Here is a 15,063-nt window from a genome sequence, read left to right on the forward strand (position 1 = left end):
ATTATCAAGCTAACTCTTCTGGAGTACCTCTTAACGATCTAATTCGAAATTCACCGTTGCCGTCTGGCCAGATTCATCCAATACAACTAATTGATAATTACCAGGCAAGGATAATTTGAATGAATAGTTCTTTTGGCGACCTTCCAGAGGTTCCCCATTTAAGAACCACCAGCGCTGGCCTTCTCCTCCCGAAGTGGTTAGCGAAAGGGTCATATTCCCTTCACCAGGAAGGCGTTTGATAACCGCGCCCTCCCGGACTCCCGAAACGATCAGCGGCGCTGCATTGCTGTTGTCCAGTGGCGGACAGTCGGCTGATGAATCAGGAAGACGCGCCGCCCTTTTTTCCGCAGCGGGTAGCCATGGCTCCAGCGGCAGCGGCCAGACGTCGAGAACGTTCTCTTTTGCATCAGGGCAATCTGCCGCAACGCGTTTGCCCGTTTTATCCAGCCAGACCGGGAAACGAATGCCGCGGATGCCTTCCTGCCCCGGCAGCAGCAGCGTAGGCGGCTCGCTGCCGTCCAGCAGCCAGGTTGACAGGCGACGGCGGCAGTTTTCGCTGCCTTCCGGCAGCGATTGACCGCCCGGCCAGCAGATCACCCCTCGCCCTACGCTTGCCGGGCGAGGATCGCGCGGCAGTCGCGCTTCATCCAGCGTCGAACGTGACTGAAGCAGATTGTTGACCTGGTTCAACAGCGGAACGGCGCTCGCGAAGCCAAACTGCCCTGCAACGGGCGTACCGTCTGGTCGGCCGGTCCAGATGCCAATCACGTAACGGGCATTTAAACCGATAGCCCAGGCATCGCGGTAGCCGTAGCTGGTACCCGTTTTCCACGCCAGCGGCGCGATCTGCGGCAGAGCGCCATCCGGCAGGGGCTGCGCCTCATTGCCCAATATACGGCGAATAATCCACGCCGAGCCTGGCGACAGCAGCGGACGCTCAACCAGCGGATCGCTCGGCCGCAGCCGCAGCCGTCCCGCCTTTCCGTGTCGGGCAAAGGCGCTGTACGCCGCGGTGATATCCGACAGGCGCGCGCCAGCTCCGCCCAAAATCAGCGATAGGTTCGGCTGTGCGCCTGAAGGCAGTATGAGCGGCAGCCCTGCGTTGCTGAGCATGCCCGCAAAACGTTTTGGACCGAACGCTTCCAGCACCTGCACAGCTGGCAGGTTAAGCGAGCGTACCAGCGCCTCGCTCATGCTGACCGGGCCATGAAATCCGCTGTCAAAATTACCGGGGCGATAGTCACCCGTTTTTCTGGGTACATCCTGCAGCAGCGAGGCAGGATGGATCAGGCCATCGTCCAGGGCCATGCCGTAAATAAAGGGTTTCAGTACCGATCCCGGAGATCGGATCGCATTCACCATATCGACATGGCTAAATCGCGTGTCATCGTTAATATCAACAGAGCCAACCCAGCCGCGCACCTTCATGTCCGTATGATCGACAACGATCATCGCCAGCGAGCTGCGGGCAGGCAGACGGGTTTTCCAGTTCATTGCCAGCTCTTCAAGCTGCCGCTGCAGGGCCGCATCGAGCGTAGTAACAATTTTGGTTTCGCGGCTTTTACCGAGCATCATGCGTGAAAAAAGCGGCGCCAGCTGCGGCATCTGCCGCGGTGCCAGCCATACCGGCTCCTCACGGGATTCCCGGACCTGTTTTGCAGACCAGACGCCCTGCGTCACCATTCGGTCGAGCACTTTATTGCGCGCCGCTTCGGCGCGTTCTGGCCAGCGGTCCGGACGCAAGCGGCTCGGCGCCTGGGGAAGCACCGCCAGCAGAGCGGCTTCGGAATAGCTGAGCTGCGAGGGCGGTTTTCCCAGATAGGTCCAGCTTGCTGCCCCGACGCCCTGCAGCGTGCCGCCAAAAGGGGCACGGTTGAGGTACAGCGTGAGGATGTCGCGCTTGGAGAGATGCCACTCCAGCTGCATCGCCCGCCAGAGCTGACGAACTTTGCCACCAAAGGTGCGCGGATGCGGGTCAAGGAGCCGCGCCACCTGCATGGTGAGCGTACTGCCGCCAGAGACGACTTTGCCCGAACTGAGATCCTGCCAGGCGGCGCGCAGCACGGAGAACGGGTTTACGCCTGGATGATCCCAGAACCAGCGATCTTCGTACTGGATCAGGGCCTCAAGATAGCGGGGAGAAACCTCTTCAATGGAAACCGGATAGCGCCAGATTCCTTCTCTGTCGGCGAAACGCCACAGCGGCGCGCCCTTCTCATCCACAACCACGCGTGCAGGGTTAACCTCTTTCAAAGGCAACGGCCACAGGCGGTCGGCGGCAATAACCAGACCCCATAAAACGAGAAGCGCTCCCGCCAGCCATAGCCAGCGGGAGCGTATCAGACGTGCTATCGACATGTTACGGAACAACAATCAGCGGGCCGCTGGCCGCACCCGTCGCACGCCACTGCGGAACGTACATGGACTCCACCATCGGTACGGGCACCTGATAGGTCCCCGGTGTCACGGCGCGCGCCAGATAGACCAGCGTAACCGGCTGCCCTTCGTTAACCGGCACCGCAGCCACGAAGCGATCGTCGCGGAACTCCATATGCTGAATGTCCGCCTGCTGCATCTGGTTCAGCAGGTTCTGCACTTCGCTGCCGCTATCCTGCAGGCTTGCGCTGCTGTTCGCCAGGTTCTGGTTTTCCAGCTCCAGCCCTGCCGGGAGCAGGTCCACCACCAGCGCATCCGGCACGTTCTGGCTGGCTTTCACTTCCAGCCACACCAGCACCAGCTCACCGCTCTTCAGGGAAGAGAGTGACCTACTGCTGCCGTCGGTTGCCAGAATATGGCGTTCTACCTGCAGCACGTTGGACGCTGGCTGAGGCGCATATTCCGGATAACCGGTGCTGTCCAGACGCACCCACAGCGGCGCTGTACCGGTGTTAGTCACCTGCAGCGCGCCAAGCTGGTCACCGTTGACGTTTTGTACCTGCGATTTATCGCCGCTCAGCGGTTGTTCCGAGAAGCTGGCGGTTGCCTGCCATGCACCTGACAAGGTTTGCAGCGAACGTCCGGCAAGGAACAGCGCGTTGCTCTCCTGCGTTGACAGCCAGCGCTGGCTGAACGCTTCTTCAGACAAGGCGTTAAGCAGCGTGTTTTGCGCATCCGGCAGAAGCTTGTACTCTTCCAGCAGAGAGAGCATCAGCGCGTTATCGCGAAGCTGGCTGCCGTAATCGGCCATCCAGTTTTTGCTGTCGTTACGCGGCGTTTTGAGAGCCAGATCCAGCGCCTGCTGGCTGCGCGGGGCGTCGCCCATCAGCTTCAGCGCCATGCCCAGCTGCATCAGCGGCAGGCCAGAGGCTGCCTGACCGTGGCGATCCCAGATTTCACGCAGTGCGCCGAGCGGGGCTTTCTGTTGACGCGCCAGCACCAGCGAGGCATAGGCCTGTACGGCGAACTTGCTGGCCTGGGTGTCGTCGCTGTAGCGGATGGACATCATGCCCGGGTCCTGCAGATAGCGCAGAAGACGACTATTGGCATTGTTCACCGCGTCGGCCGGAACGCTGTAGCCCTGCTCACCGGCGCGGACCAGGAAGTCAGTCACGTAGGCGGTCAGCCAGTACTCTTCCGGACCATTTTTATCCCACAGGGCAAAACCGCCGTCGTCACGCTGCATTTGCAGCAGACGGGAAATACCGATATCAATCGCCGCGCGGCGTTTATCGTCCGTGTCGCCCTTGATGCCCAGCGCCGTCAGCTGCGCGGCGTTGGTATAGAGCGACGGGAAGAGGCCGCTGGTGGTTTGCTCCAGGCAGCCATACGGATACGCCTGCAGCTCTCGGATATAGCGCGCCAGGTTCAATGGCGGTTTGCCGCTCAGAAGCAGCTGCCCCTGCAGCGTGGCAGGCGAGAAGCCGGTGATGTGCTGTGCCGGCGCGGTCCAGGACTCCCCCGGGTTCAGCATGGCGCCGGTATTGACCGTTTGTGCCGGGAATGCCGGACGCACGCCAATCTTCCAGCTCTTCTGCTGCGGAGCAAACGTCTCGCCTGGCAGCTGCAGGCCCGTCACCTGCGCGGATATTTCACCGTCACCGTAGCCCTCCAGCGCACGCACCGGAATAAACATCGTGCTGCGCGCGCCCGGCGGTAGCTGAACGGGCTGCGGCTGTGCGCCTTCCAGCGACAGCTTGCCGGATGCGGTCAGAGCCACGTTAAGCGTTTGCGGCTGGTCGGTCAGGTTAGTCAGGTCCAGCGTCAGTCGAGAGGTATCGCCACTTGCCAGGAAGCGCGGCGTATTGAGCTCGGCGATGACCGGCGCGGCCACAATCACCTTATTCTCGCTGCTGCCAAAATCATCCTCCGTCCACGCCTGCGCCATCAGGCGCAGCTCGCCGTTGAAGTCGCCAATCGGCAGCGTGATGGTGCCTTCACCGTTGGCATCCAGCTCCACCGGCTGTGCCTGCTGGGCAATAATGGTGACATGGTTCACCGGCGGCTTACCGCCACGATTAAGTTCATCCCCGTCGCCACCAAAGCGCAGCGCGGCCATTCGTCCCTGCCCTTCGATTACCTGGCCGTAAATATCATAGATGTCCGCGCCGTAGCGCTTCTGGCCGAAAAAGGCTTGCCACGGATCGGGCGTAACGTAATCGGTTATGTTCAGCACGCCGCTATCGACAGCCGAGAGCAGCACGTTCACCTTTTGCGGCACCGTGCCTTCCTTCACGCTGGCTTTTACCTTCACGGACAGCGTCTGATTAGGACGCATTTTCTGTGGCGTATCCAGCGCGATGTTCAGACGGCGATTTTCATCGCCCATGGGCAGGTGCAGCAGCCCGACCGCGCGCTTCGGCGTGGCGGATTTCGATTTGTCGCCAGGTCGAACCACCAGCGTGCTGAGGTAGAGATCGTGGCGTTTCCAGGCTTTATCCACCGGAATGGAGAGATCCAGACCGTTTGCCGGTACGTCGATCTCTTTCCACCACAGAGGCCCTTCGCTGGATTCGATCATCGCATAGCCTTTACCCGCCGCCGGGGCTGCGATATGCAGTTGAATCGTATCGCCTGGCTGATAGGACGGCTTATCGAGTTTCAGGGTGACGCGGTCAGGACGCGCGGCACCCGTACCGTCGCTGTTATCCTGCCAGCTGTACCCGGCCCAGAAGCGTACGCTGCTGACCATATTGTTGGGCGCTTTCACTTCCAGTCGATAAGAGCCCCACTCCACCGGGAAGGTCACTTTGCCGGTTTCATCTGCCTTGAGGGTCAGTTCCTGTTCGCCTTCAACAAGATCTTTTTGGTCAAACTGAGACTGCCAGCCGTCGCTCTCGGACCAGTTCCAGAAGTAGTCGCGGCGCTCGCGGATCAGGCGAACCTGTAACCCGGATACTGCTTTTTTCGCCCCGCTTGCGTCGGCATAGACAATGTCAAAGCTGGCGTTGCCGTTTTCATCCACTATCGGCTGATTGACGGTGGTATCAGTGCGGTAGTCGTACACGGCCTTGCTGGCAAACTGCGGGCGAATACCCGGCAGCTCAGCCGCCGGCCAGATTGCCTGCTCGGCGCGACGCGTTACCGGACGGCCGCCGGACTCCAGCAGGCTGGCCTGCAGGATCAGCTGCAGCGGCGAGTGCACCTCTTTCCACTGGCTTTCGGTGGTGACCTGCCCGCGCCCCCGATCGTCCAGGGTAAGCTGCACTTCATCCAGGCTGCGGCTCAGGTTCTCTTCGGCGATATCACCAAACTGGAAGCCCGGCAGCGCGGTGACCGCCTCACGCAGCGGACGCAGGAACAGCTGGCCCTGCAGAGAATTGCCGTTCGCCGGTGCGCCATACAGGTAATACCCCACCACGTTAAAATCGACATTATCCTGCGGCGACACCGGCGCTTTTTGCCCGGTCAGATTGAGCGCCATGCGCTCAGGCATAAAATCTTCGACGTGGAAGTCCCACAGCCGCTGCAGGTTGTCGCCGGTATTGGCGCGGATATGCCACATGCCGGTCTGGGCGCCGCTATCGAGCGGATAGTTAAAGCGATAGAGACCGTTTTCGGGCTGCACCACAATGGTACGCGCCACCTGCCCGTCCGGGCGCAGCACGTCGAGTTTCACCGGCTGGGCGGGCAGCGGTTTTCCGTCGCTGTCGCGCAGCAGGCCGTTGAGGATCACCGTTTCCCCCGGACGATAGAGATCGCGCGGGCCAAACATGAAGAACTGCTTGCTGTAGCCTGGGCTGCCGGCGATGTCGAACTCCGCCAGGTCGAGCGCAGGCAGCTTGAGATCGAGCAGCGTGGTCTGGCCGTCTTTACTGGCGAGGATCAGCGCCGCTTCTTTGTCGGTCTCAAGCTTTGCGTGGCCGTCTGCATCGCTGTTCGCCTCGGCAAGCGTCTGCCCTTTGTCATTCAGCAGCGTCACGGTCACGCCGGTTTGCGCCGCACCGTTCTCCAGGCTCTGGGTGAAGATGTCCAGACGGTTATGGTAGCGGTGAGCCGACAAGCCGATATCGCTCAGGGTAAAGAGCGTTGCCGCGTTGCTGTAGTTGTAGTGTCCGGCCTGATTCATCACCGCGATATAAACGCCAGACTGCTGGAGCGGTTTGATATCCTTCAGGGGCAACAGCAATTTTTCACGCGTGTTGCGCGAAGGGTTGAGGTCGAAACGGCCGGTATAGACCAGTTCCGCCATCTTTAGCAGGTTGTCGGACTCCCAGTTGGTCAGTGAGTTACGGTATTCCCACTGGCTGACAAACGAGGCCAGCGACTCCGGCTTCACGCGGTAGAAGTTCACGTCTACGTTGTTGACGTTGAGCGCCATCACCGGAAGACCTTCCACCACTTTGCCCGGCAGCAGCGAGCCCCGGCTGGCGAAACCGACCGTCGGTTCAACATCCCGGGTGGTCAGGGCTTTTTCGTAATCGATGCCGAAGGTCGCTTTGTTCAAAGCTATCAGGCCACGCTCAACGGTGACGACCAGATTGCGGTTTGGCTCCAGATGGCGCAGGCGAAGCTCTTTGAGGTTGGGCGCAAGTTCCCATGCCCCGTCAACTTTGCCGCTTTTCTTATCTACAACGTGAACCGACTTTGCGAAATCCTGCTCGGGATCCAGCGGGACAGAAAACGTGAGCACCAGCGTGGCGGCGCCATCAAGTTGCACCTCGGAAGCATCGAGCAACGTCAGCTCTTTGCCCTGGCTCTGGGCGGCCAGTTTAGCCAGTTTTTCTGCGTCGGGTTTTACCGGCGTTTTCTGTTCTGGTGCAGTTGAAGCCGCGGGAGCCGCAGCCTGAGGCTTATCGTCGCTGTTATCACAGCCGGCAAGCGTAAACGTGGTAAGTAGCGCGAGAGAGATCGCGGCTAAGCGAAACGGTTTCATCCTTTGTCCCTGGCCCGTGGAGCCTGTTGGTCGTCGTCCGGATAAGTATTATCCGCAAGTTTCATTAATTCAAAAAGTCCAATTTTAGATTCTGGAAGAGGCCTCGCAGGCGTGTGCAACAGGCCCGTCCCGTGTTGCAACACCGATCACAGCGCAGAACGTTACATGTTACCTTTCACGTCATTTGTTTTTAAAACAAGAAGATAGCTGGATAGAAACGCCTGCAGCCTGCTAATTTTAAGCCTGAGACGCACCCCGAGTGCGCGGTTCACAAAGAGAGAAAGCCATGAAACGAGCCGTGAACGCCCTACAAAATTTCGGAAAATCATTGTACGGACCGGTACTTATCTTACCGATCGTCGGTCTGTTTATCGCCTTTGGTAACGTGCTGGGTAACGGCAATCTGGCCGAGTATCTGCCGTTTCTTGGGCATCCTTTCATTCAAAATATCGGCCAGCTGATTGCGAAATCTGCCGTGTCGGTGCTGGTTAACCTGGCGCTGGTGTTTGCCGTCGGCATTCCGATTGGCCTGGCCACGCGGGATAAAGGCTACGCGGCGCTGATCGGTCTGGTGACCTTCGTGGTGTTTATCAACGCCATGAACGTCACGCTGCAGCTGCAGGGTGCGCTGGCGCCTGCAGACCAGATGAAGGCGGCCGGGCAAAGCATGGTGCTGGGCGTGCAGGTGCTGGAGATGGGCGTGTTCGCCGGGATACTGACCGGGGCGCTCTCAGGATACCTGTACAACAAATACTCCGGCGTACAGTTTAACGGCGCAATGGCGATTTATTCCGGCCACTGCTTTGTCGCCATCGTCATGCTCCCCGTCTCCATGCTGCTCGGCGTGGTGATGAGCGAGCTCTGGCCATTCGCGCAGCACGGCATCAGTACCTTAGCGCTGGCGATAAAAGGTTCCGGATCCTTTGGCGTGGCGATCTACGGTTTCCTTGAGCGCATTCTGGTGCCAACCGGCCTGCACCATCTGGTCTATACCCCGTTCCTCTATACCGAACTGGGCGGCACGCAGGAGGTATGCGGCACGACCTATCAGGGCGCGCGCAATATCTACTTCGCCGAGATGGCCTGCCCGGACGTGAAGCAGCTCAGCAGCACCGTGGTGTGGGACGCGCGCGGCATCAGCAAAATGTTCGGCCTGCCTGCGGCGGCGCTGGCGATGTACATGACCGCGAAGCCGGAGCGTAAAGCCATTGCCAAAGCGATTCTGATCCCGGCGGCGCTGACCTCGCTGCTGGTCGGCGTGACCGAGCCGATTGAGTTCTCGTTCCTGTTCGTCGCCCCGCTGCTGTTCGTGGTGCACGCGGTGCTGACCGGCATCGGCATGATGCTGTTCTCATTACTGGGCGTGCACGCCATCGGCGCTAACGGGGTTATTGACTTCATCCTTTACAACCTGCCGCTCGGCACGGAGAAGTCCAACTGGCCGATGTACATCGTGGTCGGGCTGATCATGTTCGCCCTCTACTTCGTGGTGTTCCGCTTCCTGATCCTGCGCTTCAACATGAAGACGCCGGGCCGTGAGGATGACGATAAAGAGACGCGCCTCTACAGCAAGCAGGAGTACCAGGCGAAAGGCAATAACGATGGTCTTGGCGAGTCTATCGTGGCCGGGCTGGGCGGCCGGGAAAACATTGAAGTGGTGGATAACTGCTACACCCGCCTGCGCGTCACGGTGAAGGACGTCGCCATTATCGACGAGCCGCGCCTCAAAGCGACCGGCGCGAAAGGGATTATCAAACAAGGTAACAACGTTCAGGTGGTCTACGGGCTGCACGTCAAAAAAATGCGAGAAGCCGTTGAGACGTTTCTCTGAAAGGAGCTAAAGATGTTTACACCCCCATTCATTCTGTCGATTGCCGGCGGCGGCAGCACCTACACGCCGGGTATTGTGAAAAGCCTGATGGTGCGCCTGCAGGATTTCCCGCTGGCCGAAATCCGCCTGTATGACATCGACGAGGCGCGTCAGAACACCATTGCGCCAGTGGTTGAGAAAGTTATTCGCGATCACAGCCAGAGCATCAAATTTACCGTGACCGGCGACCCGGAAGTGGCCTTCAGCGGCGCGCATTTCGTCTTCGCCCAGATGCGCGTCGGCCAGTATAAAATGCGCGAGCAGGACGAGAAGATCCCGCTGCGTCACGGCGTGGTCGGCCAGGAAACCTGCGGACCCGGCGGGCTGGCGTACGGCCTGCGCACGATCCTGCCGATGGTGGAGCTTATCGATCTGGTGGATCGCTACGCGCATGAAAAAGCCTGGATCGTGAACTACTCCAACCCGGCGGCGATCGTCGCGGAGGGCGTGCGCCGCCTGCGGCCAAATGCGCGGGTGCTGAACATCTGCGATATGCCGGTGGCCGCGATGCGCAATATGGGCGCCATTCTGGGCGTCGATCGCCGTAAGCTGGAGGTGGACTACTTCGGCCTGAACCACTTCGGCTGGTTTACCCGCGTACTGGTGGACGGCGAAGACAAGCTGCCCGAGCTGCGTAAGCATATCGCGAAGTTTGGCCTGCTGACGGAGGACGCCGCCAAAACCGACCCGCAGCACTCCGATCCGTCGTGGGTGAAAACCTGGCGCAACATCAAGCCGATTATGGATAACTTCCCGGAGTATTTGCCGAACCCGTATCTGCAGTATTACCTGATGCCGAACCAGATTGTGGAGCATCAGAACCCGGACTATACCCGCGCCAACGAAGTGATGAACGGGCGTGAGAAAAAGCTGTTCGCCGCAGCCGAGGAATATAAGCGCACCGGAATATTGCCGGATGCCTTCCACGTTGGCGTCCACGGTGAGTTTATCGTCGACGTGGCCTGCTCGCTGGCGTTCAACCAGCGCCAGCGCCATCTGGTCATGGTGGAGAACCGCGGGGCAATTACCAATCTGCCGTACGATGCGGTGGTGGAAGTGCCCGCGTATATCACCTCCGAAGGCCCAGAACCGATCCGCGTCGGTCAGGTGCCGCTGTTCCATCAGACCCTTTTGCAACAGCAGCTCGCCTCTGAACAACTGCTGGTGGAAGCGACTATCGAGGGCAGCTATGAGAAAGCGCTGCAGGCATTCACCCTCAACCGCACCGTGCCGACCATGGAGCATGCAAAAGCGATTCTGGATGAGATGATTGAAGCCAACCGCGACTACTGGCCTGCGCTGCAAAAAGCCTGGCAGGACGGCGAAGCGGTGAAAAAATAAGGGGTTGCTCGCGAGTTGAACGCGGTTTGCTTGTCGGTGTCAGAAAAAACACCGACAATCCTTTTTTACGGAAAAGAACGGAGGCAACCCATGTCCACCTCATATTTTGTCGCCGCCGACTGGCTGATTGAGCACGGCGACGACCCGGAAGTTCAGATTATTGACGCGCGCATGGCCCCGCCGGGGCAAGAGCATCGCGACGTTCCCGGTGAATACCGCGCAGGGCACCTGCCGGGCGCGGTATTTTTTGATATTGAAGCCCTCTCCGATCACAACTCTCCCCTGCCGCATATGCTGCCGCGCCCGGAAGCGTTTTCCGTGGCGATGCGCGAGCTGGGCGTCAGCAAAGACAAACACCTCGTTGTTTATGACGAAGGTAACCTCTTCTCCGCGCCGCGCGCCTGGTGGATGCTCAAAAACTTCGGCGTGGAAAAAGTCTCGATTCTGGCGGGCGGCCTCGCGGGCTGGAAGCGCGACGAGCTGCCGCTCCAGCAGGGCGACGTGACGCTGCCGGAAGGCGAATTCGACGCCACCTTTGACGCTAATATCGTTAAGCGTCTGACCGACGTGCTGGTGGTCAGCCACGAAAAAACCGCGCAAATCGTCGATGCGCGTCCGGCTCCACGCTTTAATGCCGAGGCGGACGAGCCGCGTCCGGGGCTGAAGCGCGGACATATCCCGGGCGCGCTGAACGTGCCGTGGGGCGATCTGGTGTTTGAAGGCGAGCTGAAAACCACCGACGAGCTGCGCGTTATTTTCGATCGTGCGGGCGTGGATTTGCATCGTCCGATCGTTGCCAGCTGCGGCTCAGGCGTGACGGCCTGCGTGGTGATCCTGGCGCTCGCCACGCTCGGCGCGAACGACGCCACGCTCGGCGCGAACGACGTCACGCTCTACGACGGCGCATGGAGTGAATGGGGTGCCCGCGACGACCTGCCGATAGAACCGGCTAAATAATGGATAACCGCCTGGCCACGCTGTTAACGCGCGGGGCGATGCTGACCCGCGCGGAGTATCGCGTCCTCGCGCACCTTACCGAGCATCCGCTTCTGGTAGGCAACATCACGGTGCGCGAGCTGGCGCAGGCAACGTTCGTCTCCACGGCCACCATCATGCGGCTGTGCCAGAAGCTGGGGTTCAGCGGCTTTAGCGAATTCATCTGGCACTGCAAGCAGCTGCTCTCCGATACGCCGCATATTGACGCCCAGGCACAGTCTCGACCTGAACTGCCCGCGCTGTTTAATCAGTTCATCGCCAACTACCAGCAAACCTTCCAGTGGATTACCCACAACAAACGCCAGCAGTTTGCCGACCTGCTGCGCCAGAAGGAGAGCTTCTTTCTCTACGGCGCCGGGTTTTCTTATCTGTTTGCGGAGTACCTGACCAAGAAGCTGCAGGTGCTGGGCAAAACGGCATTTATCTCCGGGCCGGGCGATAGCCGAAATATTTTTCTCAGCAACGCCGCGCGGTATCAGGTATTTATCGCCGTCTCGCGCAGCGGCGAAACGGAGCAGGTGCTGGATAAAGTGCGGATTGCCAAAAACGTGGGCATGACGGTCATTGCCTTCACCCGCGCGTCCGCCAATACGCTGGCTGGCATGGCCGATCTGCATTTCGCGTTGTATGACGAAGCGGTGCACTTCGCCGCCGAAGCCGCGGGGGTGACGTCGTTTGAGTCGAACCTGGTGCTGCTGATGGATTTACTGCTGCTGGAAGCAACGGGGTGAAACTCACCCCGCTGTAATCAGATGATGCGGTTGGTCTTGAGATCGCGCAGGAAGCCGCCCCAGCGACGTTCGTAGAACGGCGTGATGTGCTCGGTAATAAAATGGCTGATGCCCTTTTCACCTTTCTTCACCTGGCAGATATCAATGGGCTCATCGCCCGGCAGCGTGTCGGTCGCCACGCTTCCCGCCGCCTGAATGATCTCCTCGATGTCGCCGTCTGCCTCAATGCCAATCAGCAGAACCGGCTGTTCGTCCGCATGCTCCTTAATGGAGCAAAGGAACGCCCGCTTCACCGGTTTGATGGTTTTAAACAGCGTGGTCAGGGAGTCAATCATCTGGGCTGGCGGCTCGGCCACTTCAGACAGCAGCAGCGTTTCGCCCCCTTCCAGCACCTCCTGGGTGCTGAGCGGGTTGCCCTCTTCGCCCATCAGGTGGCTGATTTCGCGCGGGGTAAACTCTTTCCCGGTCGGCAGTTTAGCGTTGAGGAACAGCGTCTGCCCCAGCGTCATTTCGAACAGGGTACGAACAGGCATCACTACGAACGCCTGTTCGTCTTCTACCGCTTCCTGCAACGCTTCGAGGGAGGTGAAGAACGGGATCACCGAGGTGCCGTCGTCTTTCTCCCAGTGCAGCAGATCCAGCGCGCTGTCTTCCACAACCTGCTCACCTTCCGCCGCCGTTCCCGGCACCCAGACGGTGGATTCCAGCAGCGTGCGGAAAAATGCCGGACGGTGGGCGGGCTCGGTCGCAGCCTGCTCCAGCAGGGTTTCTAATTCGTTTTTGGTTTCTGACATAGTTTGGCTACTTCAAAAAACGCCGGGTGGCGCTTCGCTTACCCGGCCTACAAAACCGTAGGCCCGTGCAAGCACAGCGCCGCCGGGCAATACGATGACTCCGTAGGCCCGCGCAAGCGCAGCGCCGCCGGGCAATGACGATTACTCAGCCGTCAGCAGGTTCGCTACGGTACGCACGCCCAGACCGGTCGCGCCCGCGGACCACTGCTCAACCGCCGCTTTACGGTAGGTTGCGGAGCAGTCGATGTGCAGCCAGCCTTCGTGATAGTTCTCAACGAAGTGGGACAGGAAGCCTGCCGCCGTGCTTGCACCCGCCGGGTACGCCGCGCTCGCTGTGTTGTTCAGCTCGGCAAAGTTAGACGGCAGCTGGCTGCGGTGGAACTCCGCCAGCGGCAGACGCCAGAACGGTTCGTTTTCCGCAGCGGCGCTTGCCAGCAGGCGAGCGGCCAGCTTGTCGTCGAAGCTGAACAGCGCATGGTAATCGTTGCCCAGGGCGGTTTTCGCCGCGCCTGTCAGGGTCGCCATGTCGATAATCAGCTCTGGCTTCTGCGCGGAGGCGTCGATCAGGCCATCGGCCAGCACCAGACGGCCTTCGGCGTCGGTGTTCATCACCTCAACGTTTTTGCCGTTGCGGTAGCGAATGATGTCGCCCAGCTTGAAGGCGTTTCCGCTCACCATGTTATCCGCGCAGCACAGGTAAAGCTTCACGCGCTTGTTCAGACCGCGGGTAATCGCGAACGCCAGCGCGCCGGTGATGGTTGCCGCGCCGCCCATGTCGGACTTCATGGAGTCCATGAACGCGCTCTGCTTCAGGCTGTAGCCGCCGGTGTCGAAGGTGATACCTTTCCCGACCAGGCAGGCAAACACAGGAGCTTCTTTATCGCCGGTTGGGTTGTAATCCAGCGCCAGCAGGACCGGAGGACGCTCAGAACCCCGGCCCACGGTGTGGATACCCATGTAGTTCTGCTCGCGCAGGTCTTCACCTTTGGTGATGCGGTAAGACATTTTGTCGCCCGCCACGCCGCACAGCAGGTCAACGGCGCGCTGCGCCAGCTGCTCTGGGCCTAGCTCTTCCGCCGGGGCGTTAATGGTGTCGCGCACCCAGTCGATGATTTTCAGGCGGCTTTCCAGCTCTTTCTGACCCGCTTCATCAAGGTTTGCCCACTCAATTTTGCGGGTGCCTTTAGGCCCTTTGTAACCTGCCCAGAACGCCCAGCTGCGGTCGGTATCCCAGCCTTCGCCTGCCAGAGTCACATGCTTAATGCCGAGGCCGTCAATTTTGCGGGCGGCGCGCTGGATCAGGCCGGTATCATCTTTGCCCGTCAGGTGCAGGGTAATACCGTCGTTGTTGATGCTGTAGGTAGCTTTTTCGCCCCAGCGAGCGTCGGCAGGCTGCGTGGAGAGCGTAATCTTCATCGCTTCGGTCATTTTATTTATCCTTATTAGCAAACGGGCCGCCTGAAGGCAGCCCGCTAGGTGATTTACTCTGCTTCATCTAACCAGACTAACAGAATCGCCTCCAGAATTTTTTCATTGGATGCGCTTGGATCGTCGTCAAAATCCTCTAAATCGCAGATCCACTGATGCATGTCGGTGAATCGTACGGTCTTCGGATCGAGATCCGGGTTCGCGTCGTAGAGCGCTTCGCCGATTTCACGGCTGTCTGTCCACTTCAGTCCCATATCAATGCTCGCGTGCGTGGTTGATGGTGTAGCGTGGGAATTCCACGACCAGATCTTCATCGGTCACCAGCGCCTGGCAGCTCAGGCGGCTGTCTGGCTCCAGACCCCATGCTTTATCCAGCATGTCGTCTTCGTCTTCGGTGCTCTCGGCGAGAGAGTCGAAACCTTCACGCACAACGCAGTGGCAGGTGGTGCAGGCACAGGATTTTTCACAGGCGTGTTCCACTTCGATACCTGCACGCAGGGCAACATCGAGAATGGTTTCGCCGGTCTTCGCTTCCAGAACAGCACCATCCGGACACAGGTCCGCATGAGGCAAAATAACAATCTTTGGCAT

11 protein-coding genes are annotated in these 15,063 nt (G+C 59.7%); 5 read left to right on the top strand and 6 right to left on the bottom strand.

What is annotated here, in order from left to right:
* Nucleotides 1-30 precede the first annotated feature (30 nt).
* Nucleotides 31-2,358 (bottom strand): peptidoglycan glycosyltransferase PbpC, encoded by a 2,328-nt coding sequence (gene pbpC, locus VPX56_RS16375; RefSeq protein ID WP_326467683.1) that lies wholly within the window; start codon nt 2,356-2,358, stop codon nt 31-33.
* Between the two features lies 1 nt (nt 2,359).
* Nucleotides 2,360-7,312, bottom strand: coding sequence for an alpha-2-macroglobulin family protein (locus tag VPX56_RS16380; protein WP_326467685.1), 4,953 nt, complete (start codon nt 7,310-7,312; stop codon nt 2,360-2,362).
* A gap of 286 nt (nt 7,313-7,598) precedes the next feature.
* Here VPX56_RS16380 and VPX56_RS16385 point away from each other — a divergent pair, with 286 nt between their 5' ends.
* The 4 genes from VPX56_RS16385 (at nt 7,599) to VPX56_RS16400 (ending at nt 12,250) form a co-directional block, all read left to right on the top strand.
* A complete protein-coding gene (locus VPX56_RS16385) occupies nt 7,599-9,143 on the top strand; it encodes a PTS transporter subunit EIIC (RefSeq protein ID WP_326467686.1) in 1,545 nt (514 codons plus the stop codon).
* Between the two features lie 12 nt (nt 9,144-9,155).
* A complete protein-coding gene (locus VPX56_RS16390) occupies nt 9,156-10,523 on the top strand; it encodes a 6-phospho-alpha-glucosidase (protein ID WP_131635845.1) in 1,368 nt (455 codons plus the stop codon).
* Nucleotides 10,524-10,613: 90 nt separating this feature from the next.
* A complete protein-coding gene (gene sseA / locus VPX56_RS16395) occupies nt 10,614-11,480 on the top strand; it encodes a 3-mercaptopyruvate sulfurtransferase (protein ID WP_326467689.1) in 867 nt (288 codons plus the stop codon).
* The gene (locus tag VPX56_RS16400; protein WP_326467691.1) at nt 11,480-12,250 is read left to right on the top strand and encodes a MurR/RpiR family transcriptional regulator; all 771 of its coding nucleotides are present in this window, start codon (nt 11,480-11,482) and stop codon (nt 12,248-12,250) included. Before sseA ends, VPX56_RS16400 begins: the two co-directional genes overlap by 1 nt.
* 17 nt (nt 12,251-12,267) lie before the next feature.
* Here VPX56_RS16400 and sseB read toward each other — a convergent pair whose 3' ends face one another.
* Nucleotides 12,268-13,044: an enhanced serine sensitivity protein SseB gene (gene sseB / locus VPX56_RS16405; RefSeq protein WP_326467693.1), complete on the bottom strand. Its 777-nt coding sequence runs from the start codon at nt 13,042-13,044 to the stop codon at nt 12,268-12,270.
* A 3-nt stretch (nt 13,045-13,047) separates the two neighbouring features.
* Between sseB and VPX56_RS16410 the strand changes: the two genes are divergently transcribed.
* Nucleotides 13,048-13,182: a hypothetical protein gene (locus tag VPX56_RS16410; protein WP_326467695.1), complete on the top strand. Its 135-nt coding sequence runs from the start codon at nt 13,048-13,050 to the stop codon at nt 13,180-13,182.
* Between the two features lie 3 nt (nt 13,183-13,185).
* Here VPX56_RS16410 and pepB read toward each other — a convergent pair whose 3' ends face one another.
* Genes pepB through fdx form a run of 3 tightly spaced genes read right to left on the bottom strand, consistent with a single transcriptional unit; the run spans nt 13,186 to nt 15,063 of the window.
* Nucleotides 13,186-14,472, bottom strand: a complete 1,287-nt coding sequence (gene pepB / locus VPX56_RS16415) for an aminopeptidase PepB (RefSeq protein ID WP_131635849.1) — start codon at nt 14,470-14,472, stop codon at nt 13,186-13,188.
* Nucleotides 14,473-14,525: 53 nt separating this feature from the next.
* Nucleotides 14,526-14,726 carry a Fe-S cluster assembly protein IscX gene (gene iscX / locus VPX56_RS16420; RefSeq protein ID WP_095282903.1) on the bottom strand — a complete coding sequence of 67 codons (201 nt, stop codon included), beginning with the start codon at nt 14,724-14,726 and terminating at the stop codon, nt 14,526-14,528.
* A 1-nt stretch (nt 14,727) separates the two neighbouring features.
* Nucleotides 14,728-15,063: an ISC system 2Fe-2S type ferredoxin gene (fdx, locus tag VPX56_RS16425; RefSeq protein WP_119937458.1), complete on the bottom strand. Its 336-nt coding sequence runs from the start codon at nt 15,061-15,063 to the stop codon at nt 14,728-14,730.

The organism is Enterobacter wuhouensis, assembly GCF_035835995.1.
Classification (GTDB): Bacteria; Pseudomonadota; Gammaproteobacteria; order Enterobacterales; family Enterobacteriaceae; genus Enterobacter; species Enterobacter wuhouensis.